We start from the raw sequence: 14,944 nt of genomic DNA, 5'->3' as shown, positions 1-14,944 counted from the left end.
CGCTTGTTCTGGAAAAACCGGCGAATCGACTTCAGCAGCGCGGTTTGCGTGCGCAAGTGCCGGTTTTTCGCGCTCAGCAAGGCTGGGGGCACCCTTGACCTTTCACGGGGCGGTGCGGTCGGGCCGATGTGAAAATGCACGAAATGTTTCTGTATGCAACCGCCGCTTGCGGGCATGCCGCTCCCGCGGCGGCGCGGGCCGGCGGGGTTGCGGTACGCCAGTCCTGATGAACCTTAGCCTTCCCCTTACGCGCGCCCGACCCCGCCTGCTGCTGATCGACGACGATCCGGGGGCCCTGCGCGAGCTGGTGGCGATTCTGCAAAGTGATTTCGACGTGCAGCACGCGCTCGACGGGCGAAGCGGGCTCCATCGGGCGCAGGCGCTGCGTCCCGACCTGATCCTGCTGGATGTGGTGATGCCCGGCGCTGATGGCCATGTGGTGTGCCGGCTGCTCAAGGCCGATGCCAGCACGCGCGACATACCGGTCATCTTCCTGACGGGCATGCACGCCGTCGACGACCGTCTGCAAGGCCTGGCACTTGGCGCCGTCGACTATGTCGGCAAGCCCTTTGCCGCCGCCGAAGTGCGCGCGCGCGTGTACGTGCACCTTCGTCTGGCCGGGCGGCTGACCGCCAGCGATGCCGACCTCTCGGTGAGCGAGGGCGCTGAGCCGGCTTCGTTCGTGCAGGTCCAGGCCGCCATGCGCTACATCGCCGAGCATCTGGCCGACCTGCCCACGGTCTCTCAAATCGCCCAGAGCGTCGGCACGCACGAGGTGCGGCTGCTGGCCCTGTTCCGCCAGCAACTCGGCCTCACCGTGTCAGGCTACATCGCTGAAGAGCGCGTGCGCACCGGCTGCCGCCTGCTGGTGGAAACGCAGATGAGCGTGCAGGAGATCGCCACCGAAGTCGGCTACAGCAGCCCCGGCAACTTCATCAGCGCCTTCAAGGAACGCATGGGCGTTACGCCTAGAGCCTGGCGCGAGTCGGACCGCCCCGCGCTCGCCACCCCCGCGGCCGAGAGCCGCGGGCTGGGTTGATCGATGCGGAGATGGGGTTCATGGGGGGCGCTGTTCCTGCTGTGGCTGGTCTGCGCGGCGCCAACGTTCGCAGCCGAGCCGGCCGTGCGCTGGTCGGTCTGGGAGGACCGCAGCGGCGCCCTGCCGCTGGGCGAGGTGCAGGCCCGTGGCGCCGAGTTCCGCCCGGCCACGCAGCGCCTGCTGAACCCGGGCTATAGCACCTCGGCCTGGTGGCTGCGGCTGGACGTGGATGTGCCCGCCGGGGCTGCTGGGGAGCCGTGGGAGCGCTGGGTGGTGCTGGGGTCGGCGCGGCTGCCGCAGGTGCAACTGTGGACGCCGACGGCGGCGGGGTGGCAGCGCCAAGAGGCCGGCACGACCGTGCCGCATGCGCGCTGGCCCCTGGACACGCCCACCGCGAGCTTTGCGGTCCAACTGCCTGCTGGGCAGCCTGGTTCCGTCTACCTGCGCGTGGCCGGGCCCACGGCGCTGGTTCTGGACGCCGCGGTCTGCAAGCCGCGTGACTGCCAGCGCGACCAGGCCGCTCGGCTGGCGCTGGGCAGCGCAATCACGGCCTTCCTCGCGGTGGTGGTCATGGGGTGCCTGGCGATGGCCGGGATGCTGCGCCAGCCCGCCGCGCTGACGGTCGCCGGCTTCTCGCTCGTTTACGGCCTCTACGAGCTGGCCGAGCAGGGGCTGGCGTTTCAGTACCTGTGGCCGGAGTCGACCGGGTGGGCCACCCGGGGGCTGATTCCGCTGATCGCGCTGACCCACATGATGCGTGCGCTGGTGCTGTACGCGCTGGTGGCAGGCGACCTGCCACAGCGCTGGCTGCGCTGGCTGATGCTGGCGCTGGTGGCGTTGTATCCGCCCATCGTCGCGGCCGGCTGCTGGTACGAGCCGCGGGTTGTCGGGCCGGTGGTGTTGCCGTTGATGGTTGTCGGCGTGCTGCTGGGACCTGCGCTGGCATGGATGGCCTGGTGGCGCGGGGCCCGGCATGGTCTGCCGGTCGCCATGCTTCTGACCCTGACGCTGCTGGCGAGCCTGACGCGCTTTGCAGAGGCCACCGAGCTGCTGTCGCCCTCGGTATTCACGCTGTATCTCGTGCCGGCGGTCAGCGTGTTCAGCGGTCTGGCGATGCTGGCCATCCTGCTGTCGCACATGCGCAAGCTCGACCGCGAAGGGGCGGCAACCCTGGCGATGCTCGAAGAGAACCGCAAGAGCCAGGCGCAGCGAGCGCGGCTGCTGGCCTACATCGGCCACGACCTGCGCGCGCCGCTGGTCACCACGCTGAGCCATCTGCGCGAGCTGGAGCCGGCGCGTGACACGCCGCAGCGGGCCGCGCGCAGCGGCATCGAGCGCAGCGTCGCGCACCAGCTCGAACTGATCGACGAACTGGTGGCCCACGCGCGCTGCGAGACCGATCAGCTGGACCTGGTGCCAACGGCCTGCTTTCTCCACGGGCTGCTGCACGAGGTGGCCGAGCAGGGCCGGGGGCTGGCCGGGCTGCGTGGCAACCGCTTCGAGGCGCGCATTGCCGCTGAACTACCGGAGGTCGTGGCGGTGGATGCCAAGCGGCTGCGCCAGCTGCTGCTCAACCTGCTTTCCAACGCTGCCAAATACACCCACGGCGGATGTATCGGGCTGTTCGCCGGCCTGGAGCCAGGCCAGCCGGGCGCGCCGGGCCGCCTGCGCTGCGAGGTGGTCGACGAAGGCCCCGGCATCGCCGCCGCTGACTTGCCGCGCATCTTCGAGCCGTTCTGGCGAGCGCCTGACCAGGCCGGCAAGCCCGGCACTGGCCTGGGGCTGGCCATCGCGCTGCAACTGGCGCAGGCGATGGGCGGCACGATCGAAGTCAGCAGCCAGCCCGGTCAGGGCAGTCGCTTCCTGCTGACACTGCCGCTCAGCACGGCGGCAGCCGGCGAGGTCGCCTGGCCCAGCCTGGCGGCCGATGCACCCCGTCCGCTGGGGCGCGGCAGCCTCGCACTGGTGATCGATCCTGATGCCGGTTGCACCGAGCATCTGGCGGAGTTGCTGTATGCCGCCGAGTTCGATGTTCGGTCCATCGCTGATGGGGGGCAGGCGGCAGCCATGCTTGCCGAGCTGCGGCCCGCACTCGTCATCGTGGGCGACGTCGGGGCCGAGCCGGCCGGCCAGCTGCTGCGTGCCTGCCGGGCGCAGCTGGAGCCCCCCGTCGCCGTGCTTTATACCGGCCGCCCTCAGCCTGCGGGCGTGCCTGCCGAGCCCGACTTCACGGCGCGCTGTCTCAAGCCCATGACCGGCCCGGCCTGGTGGTCGCTGCTGAACGACCTGATGTCGCCGCCGGCATTGTCAGAGGGTAAAGAGGCTCACTCTTTGGCTTCTACAGTTACTTTGGCAGGGGCGTCCTGAACCGCGCTGGCCGCCCTGCGCCACCGCCGGACGGGTCGGCTTCGCGCGCGCCTCACGAAAGCCGCGCTTCAAAAGTGAAGCTGAGGGTCTGGTAGGCCCCCACTCGTGGCCGACAGGGGGGAGCGGTTAACACGCCGGGGCCGGCCTCCCAACGCAGGCCACGCGATGCCGGGTCAAGTTCGCAACGATCCCTTGAACCTGAAGCGCGTCGTGCGTCCATGCGATGCCGACGACACCGTCGGGAAGATTCAGCAGGGGTATCAGTCGCGCGCCCGCAGCGGTTGCGAGGTGCTGAAGTACGCACCATGCGGGTGTGGGTGAGCTGATGGGCCTGGTGCCGTGCGGGCCATGGCTGTCATGCAGCGCGAGCACCTCGACGCCCAGCGGTGACACGGCAGCGGCGTAGCCCACGGTCCAGCGCCAAACGCCGCAGCGTGCCGGGGGTCGGCATCTGCCAGCGGAAGCCGGCAGCCTTGCGGATTGGCTGCCGTGCCTTGGCCATACGGTTTGCGCCGGGGGGCGATGTTGATCGGGCCGAGGCCCAGCGAGGGAACAGGTTGCGTACGCTCTGCACGATGTGCGACCTCGCTTGGAGCGTCTGTCTGGCATCCTTGTGTAGAAAACAAGGAAGAAAGCCCTTGATTCGAAAGGAACTTCCCAAGAATCAAGGACTTAGATGCACCTGGTGGAGAGGAGGAGGATCGAACTCCCGACCTCCGCATTGCGAACGCGGCGCTCTCCCAGCTGAGCTACCCCCCCACGAGGGTCGCAGTATAGCCAGCCTGTCGGCCTGCTCAGGCGGGCAGCGAGACGGCGTCCAGCAGCTCGCTCTCGATCTGCAGCTGTGCCTTGTTCTGCTGTAGGGCCGGGCCGTCGACGAGGAAGGTGTCTTCGACGCGCTCGCCCAGCGTCGAGATCTTGGCGAGCTGCAGGTTGATGCCGTGGCGCGCCAGCACGCGGGCGATGGCGTAGAGCAGTCCGGCGCGGTCGCTTGTGGAAATGGTCAGCAGCCAGGCGGTGGCCTTCTCGTCAGGGCGCAGCGAGATGCGCGGCGAGTAGGGAAAGCTCTTGACGCGTCGCGACAACCGGCCGCGCTTGGGCTCGGGCAGCGGGCCCGTGGTGTGCAGCGCTGCGGTCAGCTTGGTCTCGACCAGCGGCACCAGGTCACGGTGGTGCAGATCCGCCTCGGGGCGGATGACCTGGAAGGTGTCCAGCGCGTAGCCGTCGCGGGTGGTGTGGACCTTGGCGTCCAGGATGTTGAAGCCGGCAGTGTCGAAGTAGCCGCAGATGCGCGCGAACAGGTCGGGCTGGTCCGGGGCGTAGACCAGCACCTGCAGGCCTTCGCCGATGGGCGAGGGGCGGGCGCGAACGACCGGCGTGGGCGTCTGCACGTGGCGCCACAGCGAACGCGCGTGCCAGGCCAGCTCGGTGGCGTCGTGGCGGGCGAAGTAGCTGATGGCCAGCTTCTGCCACAGCGGCGCCTCGGTGCCGGGCAGCTGCGAATGCAGGGCCAGGTCTTGCCGAGCCTCCTGCTTGCGGGCCTCGATCTCGGCGTCCATGTTGATCCTGGCCCCGCCGAGAGCGCGCAGCGTGATGCGGTACAGGTCTTCGAGCAGCTTGCCCTTCCAGGCGTTCCAGACCTTGGGGCTGGTGCCGCGGATGTCGGCCACGGTCAGCAGGTACAGCGCGGTCAGGCGGCGTGCGTCGCCCACCTTGGCGGCGAAGGCACCGATGACGGCGGGGTCCGACAGGTCTTCCTTCTGCGCCACGCGGGACATCGTCAGGTGGTGCTCGACGAGGAAGACGCACATCGTCGCGTCGTCGGCGCTCATGCCGTGCTGGCGACAGAAGCGGCGGACTTCCACAGCGCCCAGCTCGGAGTGGTCGCCACCGCGACCCTTGGCGACATCGTGGAAAAGGGCGGCCACGTACAGCAGCTCGGGCTGGTCGAACTGTGACGCGAGGTGCGAGCAGAACGGGTACTCATGCGCATGCTCGGGCACGAAGAAGCGGCGCACGTTGCGCAGCACCATCAGGATGTGTTGGTCCACCGTGTAGACGTGGAACAGGTCGTGCTGCATCTGCCCGACGATCGCGCGGAACACCCACAGGTAGCGGCCCAGCACCGAGGTCTGGTTCATCAGCCGGAAGGCGTGCGTCTGGCCCTCGGGTGCGCGCAACATGGCCATGAAGGTCGCGCGGTTGACCGGGTCGCGGCGCCAGGCGGCGTCCATCAGGCTGCGCGCGTTGTAAAGCGCGCGCAGCGTGCGTGCGGACAGGCCCTTGATGCCGCGCACCTGCTGGTAGACCAGGAAGGTGCGCAGGATGGCGTGCGGGTCGCGCTGGTAAAGGTCGTCGCGGGCGATCTCCAGCATGCGGCCACGGTCCAGGAAGTCGGGGTGGCCGTCAAGTGCGCGCAATTGGTCCTGCTGCGAGCCGTTGATCTGCTCCTCCAGGTTCAGCAGCAGAATCTGGTGCAGCTGCGTGACTGCCTTGGCGGCCCAGTAGTAGCGCCGCATCAGCACCTCGGACGCGCGCTGGGCCTTGGTGCTCTCGAACCCGAAGCTCTGCGCCACGGCCGTCTGCAGGTCGAACACCAGGCGATCCTCCCGGCGGCCGGCCACCGCGTGCAGCCGAGCGCGTATCAACCGCAGCTGGCCCTCGTTGCGCTGCAGTTGACGGCTCTCGAACGGCGTGATGAGCCCGCGCGCGCTCAAGTCCTTCCAGGTCTTGCCCAGCCCGGCGGCGCGCGCGATCCAGATCAGCATCTGCAGGTCGCGCAGGCCGCCTGGGCTTTCTTTGCAGTTGGGCTCCAGCGCGTAGGGCGTGTCGTCGAATTTGGTGTGTCGCTGCACGGCCTCCAGCGTCTTGGCACGGAAGAAGGCACGCGGGTCCATGGCCTGCATGAAGCGCTTGTGCATCAGGCGGAACAGCTTCGCGTCGCCGGCCAGCGGACGGGCTTCCAGGAGCGCGGTTTGGATGGTCACGTCGCCAGCGGATTCGGACAGGCATTCGCCCAGCGTGCGCACCGACGAGCCGATCTCCAGCCCCACGTCCCAGCAGGCCGTGATGAAGCTCTCGATGGCGCTCTTGGCTGGGCCGGGCTGGTAGGCCTCGACGCCGTCCGGCAGCAACACCAGTACGTCCACGTCGGAGTGCGGGAACAGCTCGCCGCGGCCGTAGCCGCCGACGGCAGCCAGGCAGGAGCCTGCCGGCATGCCGGCCTGGGCCCACAGCGCGCGCAGCGTGTCGTCGACATGGCGGGCCACGCGGCGCAGCAGCCGCTCGGCGCCGGTCTGGGTGGGGTGCTCGGCCAGGAAGCCGTCGATCAGGGCCTGTTTGCCCGCCTTGAACTGATGGCGGAGGTCCGCGAGGGTCGCCACGGCTCAGGCCGCCGCGGGCGTCGTCGCGGTGATGAACGCCGGCGGCGGCGGGCTGCCGGCCGACAGCGTCATCACCTCGTAGCCGGTTTCGGTGACGAGGATGGTGTGCTCCCACTGCGCCGACAGCGAGCGGTCCTTGGTGACGATGGTCCAGCCATCGCCCGTCTCGCGGATCTCGCGCCGGCCGGCGTTGATCATGGGCTCGATGGTGAACATCATGCCGGGCACCAGTTCGTCCAACGTGCCGGGGCGGCCGTAGTGCAGCACCTGCGGCTCCTCGTGGAACACCTGACCGATGCCGTGGCCGCAGAACTCGCGCACGATGGAGAAACCGGCGTTCTCGGCGAAGGTCTGGATGGCGTGACCGATGTCGCCCAGCCGCGCGCCGGGCCTGACCTTGGCAATGCCCTTCCACATGGCGTCGTACGTGAACGCGCACAGCCGCTTGGCAGCAATGCTGCCGTCACCGACGACGAACATGCGGCTGGTGTCGCCGTGCCAGCCGTCCTTGATGACGGTGACGTCGATGTTGACGATGTCGCCGTTCTTCAGCGGCTTGTCGTTCGGGATGCCGTGGCAGACCTGCTGATTGACCGAAGTGCAGATGGACTTGGGGTAGGGTACGTAGCCCGGCGGGCAGTAGTTCAGCGGCGCCGGGATGCCATGCTGCACGTTGACGATGTGGTCGTGCGCCAGCTTGTCTAGTTCGTTGGTGGTGACGCCCGGCTTCACGTGGGGTGTCAGCATGTCCAGGACTTCGGACGCCAGGCGTCCGGCGATGCGCATGCCGTCGATATCGGCACCGGTCTTGATCGTGATGGCCATGGCGGGATTATCCGCGCTGCCTCAGTCCTTCCAGATGTCCATGCCCATGTAGGCGGTGGCCAGCACGACGAGGCCGAACACGATGCGGTAGTACGCGAACACCTTGAAGTCGTGGTTGGAGATGTAGCGGATCAGCCAGCGGATGCACAACAGGGCGCTGATGAACGCGAACACCAGACCCACGGCGAACATGGGCATGTCGGCCCACGAGAGGGCATCGCGTTGTTTCAGGACCGAGTAGGCGCCGGCGCCCATCAGTGTCGGGATGCCGAGATAAAAGCTGAACTCCGCCGCAGCCTTGCGCGACATGCCCAGCACGATGCCGCCGATGATCGTGGCACCGGAGCGGCTGGTACCGGGGATCAGCGCCAGGCACTGCAGCAGGCCGATCTTCAGCGCGTCCAGCGGGCCCATGTCGTCCACGGTCTCGATGCGGGCGCGGCGGGCGCCCTGCATGTCCATGTCGCCGTACAGGCGCTTGTGGCGGGCTTCCACCCACAGGATGATGAAGCCGCCCACGATGAAGGCCATGGCCACCGGCACCGGGTGGAACAGGTGGGACTTCACCAGCTTGCCGAAGGCCAGCCCCAGCACGACGGCCGGGATGAAGGCGATGGCCACGTTCAGCGCGAACCGCTGCGCCTGCCGCTCGCTGGCAACGCCCTTGATCGTGCGCGCCAGGCGCTGGCGGTACTCCCAGACCACCGCGAACATCGCGCCGGTCTGCACCGCGATTTCGAACACCTTGGCCTTCTCGCCGACGAAGTTCAGCAGCGACCCGGCGAGGATCAGATGGCCGGTGGACGAGATCGGCAGGAACTCAGTCAACCCCTCGACGATGCCCATGACGGCGGCTTTGACCAACAGGATGACGTCCACGCAACAGCTCCGGTGACAAGCAAAGCCGCGCAGTGTAGCCAGGCTCCAAGACCGCACCTTGCAGGGACTCGGGGGCGGCGGCTACATTACTGACCCTTGGGTCATTAACGCCAAAGAACCATGGCTGCCGCTCCCACCCGTCAACGCCGCAAGGACGCGCGACCGCAGGAGCTGCTGGACGCGGCACTGGCGCTGTTCGTCGAGAAGGGCTTTTCCGCCACACGCAGCGAGGAAGTGGCTGCGCGCGCCGGCGTGGCCAAGGGCACGCTGTACCGCTACTACCCGAGCAAGGAAGAGCTGTTCAAGGCGATGGTGCGCGAGAACCTGTCGGTGCACATCGCCGAGTCCGCGGCGCAGGCGGCGCAGTACGAAGGCCCCATCGCGCCATTGCTGGCGGAGATGATGCGCGCGTGGTGGGCCAAGGTCGGGCAGGGCAATGCCGGTGTTGTCTGCACGCTGATGATGATCGAGGCGCGACACTTTCCCGAGCTGGCACGCTTCTACGTCGACGAGGTTATCTCCCCGTCTCAGAACCTGCTGGGCGACCTCATCGGGCGCGGCATCGAGGCGGGCGAGTTCCGCGCTGTCCCGATCGAGGCCACCGTCCACATGCTGATCGCGCCGCTGATGCACATGATGCTGCACGAACATTCTTTCGGCGCTCAGGACATGTGCAACCACAGCATGAGCCCGCTGGAACTGCTGGAAGCGCAGATGTCGCTGTTGCTGCACGGCCTGCTCGCTCAGCCTGGCTGACGATGCGGGCCTCTAGAATTTTGCCTTTCGGCCGTACCGTGCCTCGGAGAACAAGATGAACGTCGAACAAGCCCGCTTCAACATGATCGAGCAGCAGATCCGCCCCTGGGATGTGCTGGACCCCGGCGTGCTGGCGCTGTTGCAGGCGGTGCACCGGGAAGACTTCGTGCCCGACGCGCTGCGCGCGCAGGCCTTCGTCGATACCGAGCTGCCGCTGACGGCCGCGCGCCGCATGCTCGCGCCGCGCGTCGAGGCCCGCCTGCTGCAGGAGCTGAAGGTGCAGCGCCACGAGAAGGTGCTGGAGATCGGCACTGCCACCGGCCACCTCGCCGCGCTGCTGGGCCACCAGGCGCAGAGCGTCGTCGCGCTGGAGGCCGATGCCGCCCTGGCCGCTCAGGCCGTGGTCAACCTCAAGCGTGCCGGTGTGTTGAACGTCAGCGTGCTCAACCAGGACGGGGCCCGCGGGCTGGCCGGCGAGCAGCCCTTCGACGCGATCCTGCTGTCGGGCTCGGTGGCCGCCGTGCCGCAGGTGCTGCTGGACCAGCTGAAGGTGGGTGGGCGCCTGGTCGCCGTCGTCGGCGAAGAGCCGGTCATGCGTGCCGTGCTGATCACGCGCCGGGGTGCGGCCGAGTTCAGCAAGACGGAACTGTTCGACACGGTCGCCGGTCGCTTGCCCGGTTTTGCCGAGGCATCCGCCTTCAGCTTCTGACCGCGCGCCTGCCGCCCGTCGTCGCCAGGCGCCGCCTGCCGCCTTCAAGGGGCAACTCGTCACATGGCTTCAGTCACCGGCAGGCTTTGCGTCTATAAATCCGGCCGCTGCTCAATTCAATGCTCCAGCCAAGGAATTCCATGCCTTTCGTCCAAGCCCATCGTCTGATCCTGCAACCGCTGGCCCTCGCCGCCGGGCTCTTGCTTGCGGGCGCTGCCCAGGCCCAGAGCCTGCAGGAGCTGTACGACGCCGCGCGGGGCTACGACGCGACCTATCTGGCGTTTCGCAACACCGCCGATGCCGCGGCGGCACGCGCGGCCCAGGCGGAGTCCCTGCTGCGGCCGACACTGGGGCTGTCGGCCTCGGGCACGCAGGCGCGCAACGATCCGCCCGTTGGCGGTGCTGTCAACAGCCGCACGCTGGCGGCCGGACTGCAGGGTCGCTACTCGGTCTACAACGCGGCCAACCTGCCCACCATCGACAAGGCGCGCCGCGCGCTGGGCATCGCCCAGACCGACCTGGAGACGGCCGAGCAGGACTTGATCGTGCGACTGGCCACGGCTTATTTCGACGTGTTGGCGGCCAAGGACGCGCTGACGACGTCGCAGGCCAACAAGGCGGCGATCGCGGAGCAACTGGCTTCGGCCAAGCGCAACTTCGAGGTTGGCACGGCCACCATCACCGACACGCGTGAAGCCCAGGCCCGCTACGACCTGGCGGTCGCACAGGAGCTGGCCGCAGACAACGACCTGCGCGTGAAGCGCGTGACGCTCGACCAGTTCGTTGGCCGCGCCGGCGTAGAGCCCAAGGGCCTGGCCCAGCCGGTCGCGCTGCCGGCGCTGCCCAGCGACCAGGTCGAGACCTGGGTGGCGACGGCCGATGAGCAGCATCCGGGCGTGCGCAAGGCTCGCATGGGGTTGGAGATCGCCCAGCTGGACACTGAGATCGCACGTGCGGGCAACAAGCCCACGCTGGACGCCAGTGCCACGCTGGGCGCGCAGAACCTACACAACAGCCTGAACGGTGCGGCGGCTGCGGCCACCGGCGTGGGCACGTCCAAGGCGGCCAGCATCGGCCTGACGCTGACTTATCCGATCTACACCGGCGGCCTGACGCAGAACCGCATCAAGGAAACGCTGGTGCTGGAGGACAAGGCCCGCAACGATCTAGACTTCGCGCGCCGCTCGGTGGCGGAGGCCACGCGCCGCGCCTTTTTCGGCGTGCAGTCGCTGAAGGCGCAGGTCAGCGCTTACGAGGCCGCCGAGGCGTCCACCAAGCTGGCGCTGGAGGCGACGCAGCTGGGCTACAAGGTCGGCGTGCGCGTCAACCTGGACGTGCTGAATGCGCAGACCCAGCTGTTTTCGACGCAGCGAGACCTGGCCAAGGCGCGCTATGACGTGGTGGTCAACAGCCTGCGCCTGCGCCAGGCCTCGGGCCAGTTGCGTGCCGAGGACCTGACGGCGGTCAACACGCTGCTGGTGCGGTAATACCGGCGCGCGGCGGTCGCCGCGCCTTCACTGCTTCGGCGCGTCCTGCTCCAGTGCGCGGCGCACCGCGTCGCCATCGTCGGCAGACGAGGCCGCTGATGCCGCCGAGGCACCAGGCTCGGGCGCAAACAGCTGGTTCATGTCCTCCACATTCGGGTCGCCGGCGGGCTTGGCCTGCTCGCCCATCTGCTGCAGCAGCTCAGACGCCTGGTCCATGTCGACGGCCTTCTCCTTGTCGAGGAAGGCGGTCACCGTCTGCGGGAAGCAGATGACCAAGGCCACCAGCACCAGCTGCATAAACACCCAGGGGATGGAGCCCAGATAGATGTCGCGCGATTCGACCTTGCGTGGCAGCGCGCCGTTCTTGAACAGCGTGTCCGAGATGCCGCGCAGGTAAAACAACGCGAAGCCAAACGGCGGATGCATGAAGCTGGTCTGCATGTTCACGCACAGCATGACGCCGAACCAGACCAGGTCGATGCCCAGCTTGTCGGCCACCGGGCCCAGCAGCGGCAGGATGATGAAGGCGATCTCGAAGAAATCGAGGAAGAACGCCAGGAAGAAGATGAACAGGTTGACCGCGATCAGGAAGCCGGTCTGGCCGCCAGGCAGGTCGCTGAGCATGTTCTCGATCCAGTGTCCGCCCTCGACGCCCTGGAACACCAGCGAGAACGTGCGCGAGCCGATCAGGATGAACACCACCATGGCGGTAATGCGCATCGTGCCGGCCATCGCGTCCTTGACCAGCGGCCAGGTCAGCCGCTTGTGCAGCGCCGCCAGGATGAAGGCACCCACGGCACCCATCGCGCCGGCCTCGGTCGGGGTGCAGATGGCCGTGTTGATGCCTGGCAGGCCGCCCATGGAACCGAGCACGGCGAAGATCAGGATGGCCGACGGGATGATGCCGCGCAGGCACTTGAGACACAGCGCGCGGCCCTGCAGCGTGCGTGCCTCCCGGGGCACGCCGGGCACGTGGTGCGGCTTCACGCGGCTCAGCACGAAGGTGTAGAGCGCGAAGATCAGCACCTGCAGAATCGACGGGCCCCAGGCGCCCTTGTACATGTCGCCCACCGAGCGGCCGAGCTGGTCGGCCAGCACCACCAGCACCAGCGATGGCGGCACCAGCTGCGTGATGGTGCCGGACGCCGCCAGCACGCCAGTCGCATAGCGCATGTTGTAGCCGTAGCGCATCATGACCGGCAGCGAGATCATGGCCATCGCGATGACCTGGCCCGCCACGGTGCCCGTGATTGCGCCGAGGATGAAGCCGACGATGATCACCGAGTAGCCCAGGCCGCCGCGCACGGGGCCGAACAGCTGGCCCATCGAGTCCAGCATGTCCTCGGCCAGCCCGCATTTCTCCAGCAGCGCGCCCATCAGCGTGAAGAAGGGGATGGCCAGCAGCAGTTCGTTGGACAGGATGCCGAACACGTTCTGCGGCAGCGCGCTCATGAACTCGGGCGGGAACCAACCCTGGCTGACCGCGAAGAAGCCGCAGGCCAGGCCCAGCGCCGCCAGCGAGAACGCGACCGGGAAGCCGATCAGCAGGATGAGGATCAGCCCCGCGAACATCACCGCGGGGAAGTGCTCCATCGCGATCATTGCAGCGGCCTCTCGTAGTGCGTGTCCATCTCGTAGCGGTGGGCCAGCCAGGCCACGCGCTTGATGATCTCGGACACGCCTTGCAGCGCCACCAGTGCAAAGCCCAGCGGCAGCGTCAGCACGGCCGGCCAGCGCATCAGGCCGCCGGCGTTGCTGGACATCTCGCCGCTGGTCAGCAGCTTGGACGCATAGCCCGCCAGACCGAGGCTGGCGACAGAGTCACCGCCGCTCATGCCGGTGCTGAGCTTGACGACGAACAGGCCCCACGACAGCCACGCCATGTAGCAAATGACGGGCAGCAGGAAGCACACGAGCCCAAACAGGTCCACGCAGACCTTGCCGCGGCCGGTGAGCCGGCTGTAGCACAGGTCAACCCGCACATGCTCGTTCAGGCGCAGCACCTGCGCCGCGCCCAGCATCACGCACACCGCGAACAGGTACCACTGGATCTCCAGGAAGGCGTTGGACGAGTAGTCCAGGCCGTAGCGGACGATGGCATTGGCCGCGCTGATGAAGCACGACAGCAGCACGGCCCAGGCGGCCAAGCCGCCGAAGCCGTCGTTGAGGCGGTCGATGCGCCGCGCCAGGGAGAGCAGGGCGTTCATGAAAGGACTGGATGCAAAGCGGTCGCCAATGTAGCGACCACTGAGGAAGCGACTGGCTCTTTGAGCCGCCGCTAGGGAAAGCACCGACCGAGGTCAGCCCAGTTGCTGCGCCTGCATGAACAGGCGCGTCGAGCGTGCGCCGGAGCGGCAGAACACCAGCAGCGGGCGCGGCAGGTCTTCCAGCAGCTGCGCGAACGCCTCGATCTCCTCGGGCGACTGGTAGCCGCCGGCCACGGGCAGGTGACGGTACTGCAATCCCGCCGCCTGGGCGGCCGCCTCGATGGCGGCCGAGGTCGGCTGGTCGGGGCCGTGCTCGAAGTCGGGCCGGTTGTTGACCACGCTCTTGAAGCCCATCGCCGCGGCCTCGGCCATGGCTTCGGGCTGCAACTGGGGGGCCACGCAGATGTCGGGGGTCAGCGCTTGCAGGGGCAGGCTCATGGCAGGCTCCTTACTTGGCCAGCGCGGCCTTGACGGCGGCAGACACAGTGGACATCTCGGCTGCATTGCCCAGCTGGGCCTTGGCCGCCGCCATCACCTTGCCCATGTCGCCGGGGCCGCTGGCGCCAAGCTCGGCCACGATGGCCGCGACTTTCTCGGCAACAGCCTCGGCGGACAGGCGCTCGGGCAGGTAGACCTGCAGCACGGCCAGCTCGGCACTTTCCTTGGCAACGAGGTCGTCTCGTCCGGCGGCGGCAAACTGGCTGATGGAGTCCTTGCGCTGCTTGATCAGCTTGTCGACGATGGCCACCAGCGCGGTGTCGTCCACGACGATGCGCTCGTCCACTTCCTTCTGCTTCACGGCAGCCAGCAGGCCGCGGATGGTCAGCAGGCGGTCGGCTTCCTTGGCGCGCATCGCGGCCTTCATGTCTTCGGTGATGCGGTCTTTGAGGCTCATGGGAAATTCCGGTTCAAAAAGACAAAAACCCGCGACAGCGTCCTGTGGCGGGTCTTGGAGTTCACCGGAACGCAGGGTTCCGGGTCGCGTCAGAGACGATCAGTACAGCTTCTTGGGCAGCTGCATGCTGCGAACGCGCTTGTAATGGCGCTTCACCGCGGCCGCCTTCTTGCGCTTGCGCTCAGCGGTGGGCTTCTCGTAGAACTCGCGGGCGCGCAGGTCCGTCAGCAGGCCCAGCTTCTCGATGGTGCGCTTGAAGCGACGCAGGGCGACGTCGAACGGCTCGTTTTCCTTGACGCGGATGGTGGTCATTTATTTCCTTCAGATTGCGCTCGGTGTTCGCGGCTTCGTATCAGCAGCAGGTTCCGGATTGCTGCATCACGGGTGATGCCTGCGA

General features: G+C 67.8%; 14 protein-coding genes and 1 tRNA gene. 5 read left to right on the top strand and 10 right to left on the bottom strand.

Annotated features, from left to right (window positions below; genetic code table 11):
• Positions 1-166 precede the first annotated feature (166 nt).
• The gene (locus ACG02S_RS06205; RefSeq protein ID WP_394469570.1) at positions 167-1,039 is read left to right on the top strand and encodes a response regulator transcription factor; all 873 of its coding nucleotides are present in this window, start codon (positions 167-169) and stop codon (positions 1,037-1,039) included.
• A 3-nt stretch (positions 1,040-1,042) separates the two neighbouring features.
• Positions 1,043-3,406, top strand: a complete 2,364-nt coding sequence (locus tag ACG02S_RS06200; RefSeq protein WP_394469569.1) for an ATP-binding protein — start codon at positions 1,043-1,045, stop codon at positions 3,404-3,406.
• Between the two features lie 260 nt (positions 3,407-3,666).
• On the opposite strand, the gene ACG02S_RS26450 is transcribed toward ACG02S_RS06200, so the two are convergent.
• The 5 genes from ACG02S_RS26450 to ACG02S_RS06180 all read right to left on the bottom strand — a co-directional run bounded on the left by ACG02S_RS26450 (position 3,667) and on the right by ACG02S_RS06180 (position 8,493).
• Positions 3,667-4,128 (bottom strand): D-apionate lactonase family protein, encoded by a 462-nt coding sequence (locus tag ACG02S_RS26450; protein WP_474103948.1) that lies wholly within the window; start codon positions 4,126-4,128, stop codon positions 3,667-3,669.
• Positions 4,090-4,165: transfer RNA gene (locus ACG02S_RS06195), tRNA-Ala, on the bottom strand. Before ACG02S_RS06195 ends, ACG02S_RS26450 begins: the two co-directional genes overlap by 39 nt.
• A 35-nt stretch (positions 4,166-4,200) precedes the next feature.
• A complete protein-coding gene (locus ACG02S_RS06190; protein ID WP_394469568.1) occupies positions 4,201-6,789 on the bottom strand; it encodes a [protein-PII] uridylyltransferase in 2,589 nt (862 codons plus the stop codon).
• Between the two features lie 3 nt (positions 6,790-6,792).
• Positions 6,793-7,614 (bottom strand): type I methionyl aminopeptidase, encoded by an 822-nt coding sequence (map, locus tag ACG02S_RS06185; protein WP_394469567.1) that lies wholly within the window; start codon positions 7,612-7,614, stop codon positions 6,793-6,795.
• 21 nt (positions 7,615-7,635) lie between these two features.
• Positions 7,636-8,493 (bottom strand): undecaprenyl-diphosphate phosphatase, encoded by an 858-nt coding sequence (locus tag ACG02S_RS06180; RefSeq protein WP_394469566.1) that lies wholly within the window; start codon positions 8,491-8,493, stop codon positions 7,636-7,638.
• A 120-nt stretch (positions 8,494-8,613) separates the two neighbouring features.
• On the opposite strand from ACG02S_RS06180, the gene ACG02S_RS06175 reads away from it, so the two are divergent.
• The 3 genes from ACG02S_RS06175 to ACG02S_RS06165 all read left to right on the top strand — a co-directional run bounded on the left by ACG02S_RS06175 (position 8,614) and on the right by ACG02S_RS06165 (position 11,445).
• Positions 8,614-9,249, top strand: a complete 636-nt coding sequence (locus tag ACG02S_RS06175) for a TetR/AcrR family transcriptional regulator (RefSeq protein ID WP_394469565.1) — start codon at positions 8,614-8,616, stop codon at positions 9,247-9,249.
• 55 nt (positions 9,250-9,304) lie between these two features.
• A complete protein-coding gene (locus tag ACG02S_RS06170) occupies positions 9,305-9,958 on the top strand; it encodes a protein-L-isoaspartate O-methyltransferase family protein (protein ID WP_394469564.1) in 654 nt (217 codons plus the stop codon).
• 140 nt (positions 9,959-10,098) lie between these two features.
• Positions 10,099-11,445 carry a TolC family outer membrane protein gene (locus ACG02S_RS06165; RefSeq protein WP_394469563.1) on the top strand — a complete coding sequence of 449 codons (1,347 nt, stop codon included), beginning with the start codon at positions 10,099-10,101 and terminating at the stop codon, positions 11,443-11,445.
• A gap of 27 nt (positions 11,446-11,472) precedes the next feature.
• Here ACG02S_RS06165 and ACG02S_RS06160 read toward each other — a convergent pair whose 3' ends face one another.
• The 5 genes from ACG02S_RS06160 to rpsU form a co-directional block, all read right to left on the bottom strand.
• The gene (locus ACG02S_RS06160) at positions 11,473-13,044 is read right to left on the bottom strand and encodes a TRAP transporter large permease (RefSeq protein ID WP_394470147.1); all 1,572 of its coding nucleotides are present in this window, start codon (positions 13,042-13,044) and stop codon (positions 11,473-11,475) included.
• A complete protein-coding gene (locus ACG02S_RS06155) occupies positions 13,044-13,652 on the bottom strand; it encodes a TRAP transporter small permease subunit (RefSeq protein WP_394469562.1) in 609 nt (202 codons plus the stop codon). Before ACG02S_RS06155 ends, ACG02S_RS06160 begins: the two co-directional genes overlap by 1 nt.
• A gap of 93 nt (positions 13,653-13,745) precedes the next feature.
• Positions 13,746-14,090: a protein tyrosine phosphatase family protein gene (locus ACG02S_RS06150; RefSeq protein WP_394469561.1), complete on the bottom strand. Its 345-nt coding sequence runs from the start codon at positions 14,088-14,090 to the stop codon at positions 13,746-13,748.
• A gap of 10 nt (positions 14,091-14,100) precedes the next feature.
• A complete protein-coding gene (locus tag ACG02S_RS06145; RefSeq protein WP_394469560.1) occupies positions 14,101-14,547 on the bottom strand; it encodes a GatB/YqeY domain-containing protein in 447 nt (148 codons plus the stop codon).
• 99 nt (positions 14,548-14,646) lie between these two features.
• Positions 14,647-14,859, bottom strand: a complete 213-nt coding sequence (gene rpsU / locus ACG02S_RS06140) for a 30S ribosomal protein S21 (protein WP_007833691.1) — start codon at positions 14,857-14,859, stop codon at positions 14,647-14,649.
• Positions 14,860-14,944 lie beyond the last annotated feature (85 nt).

Origin of the sequence: Pelomonas dachongensis, assembly GCF_043555865.1 — a bacterium.
GTDB classification, from domain to species: Bacteria; Pseudomonadota; Gammaproteobacteria; order Burkholderiales; family Burkholderiaceae_C; genus Pelomonas; species Pelomonas dachongensis.
Note: the sequence above shows the minus strand (reverse complement) of the source record. Positions and strands in the feature narration are given on the sequence as shown.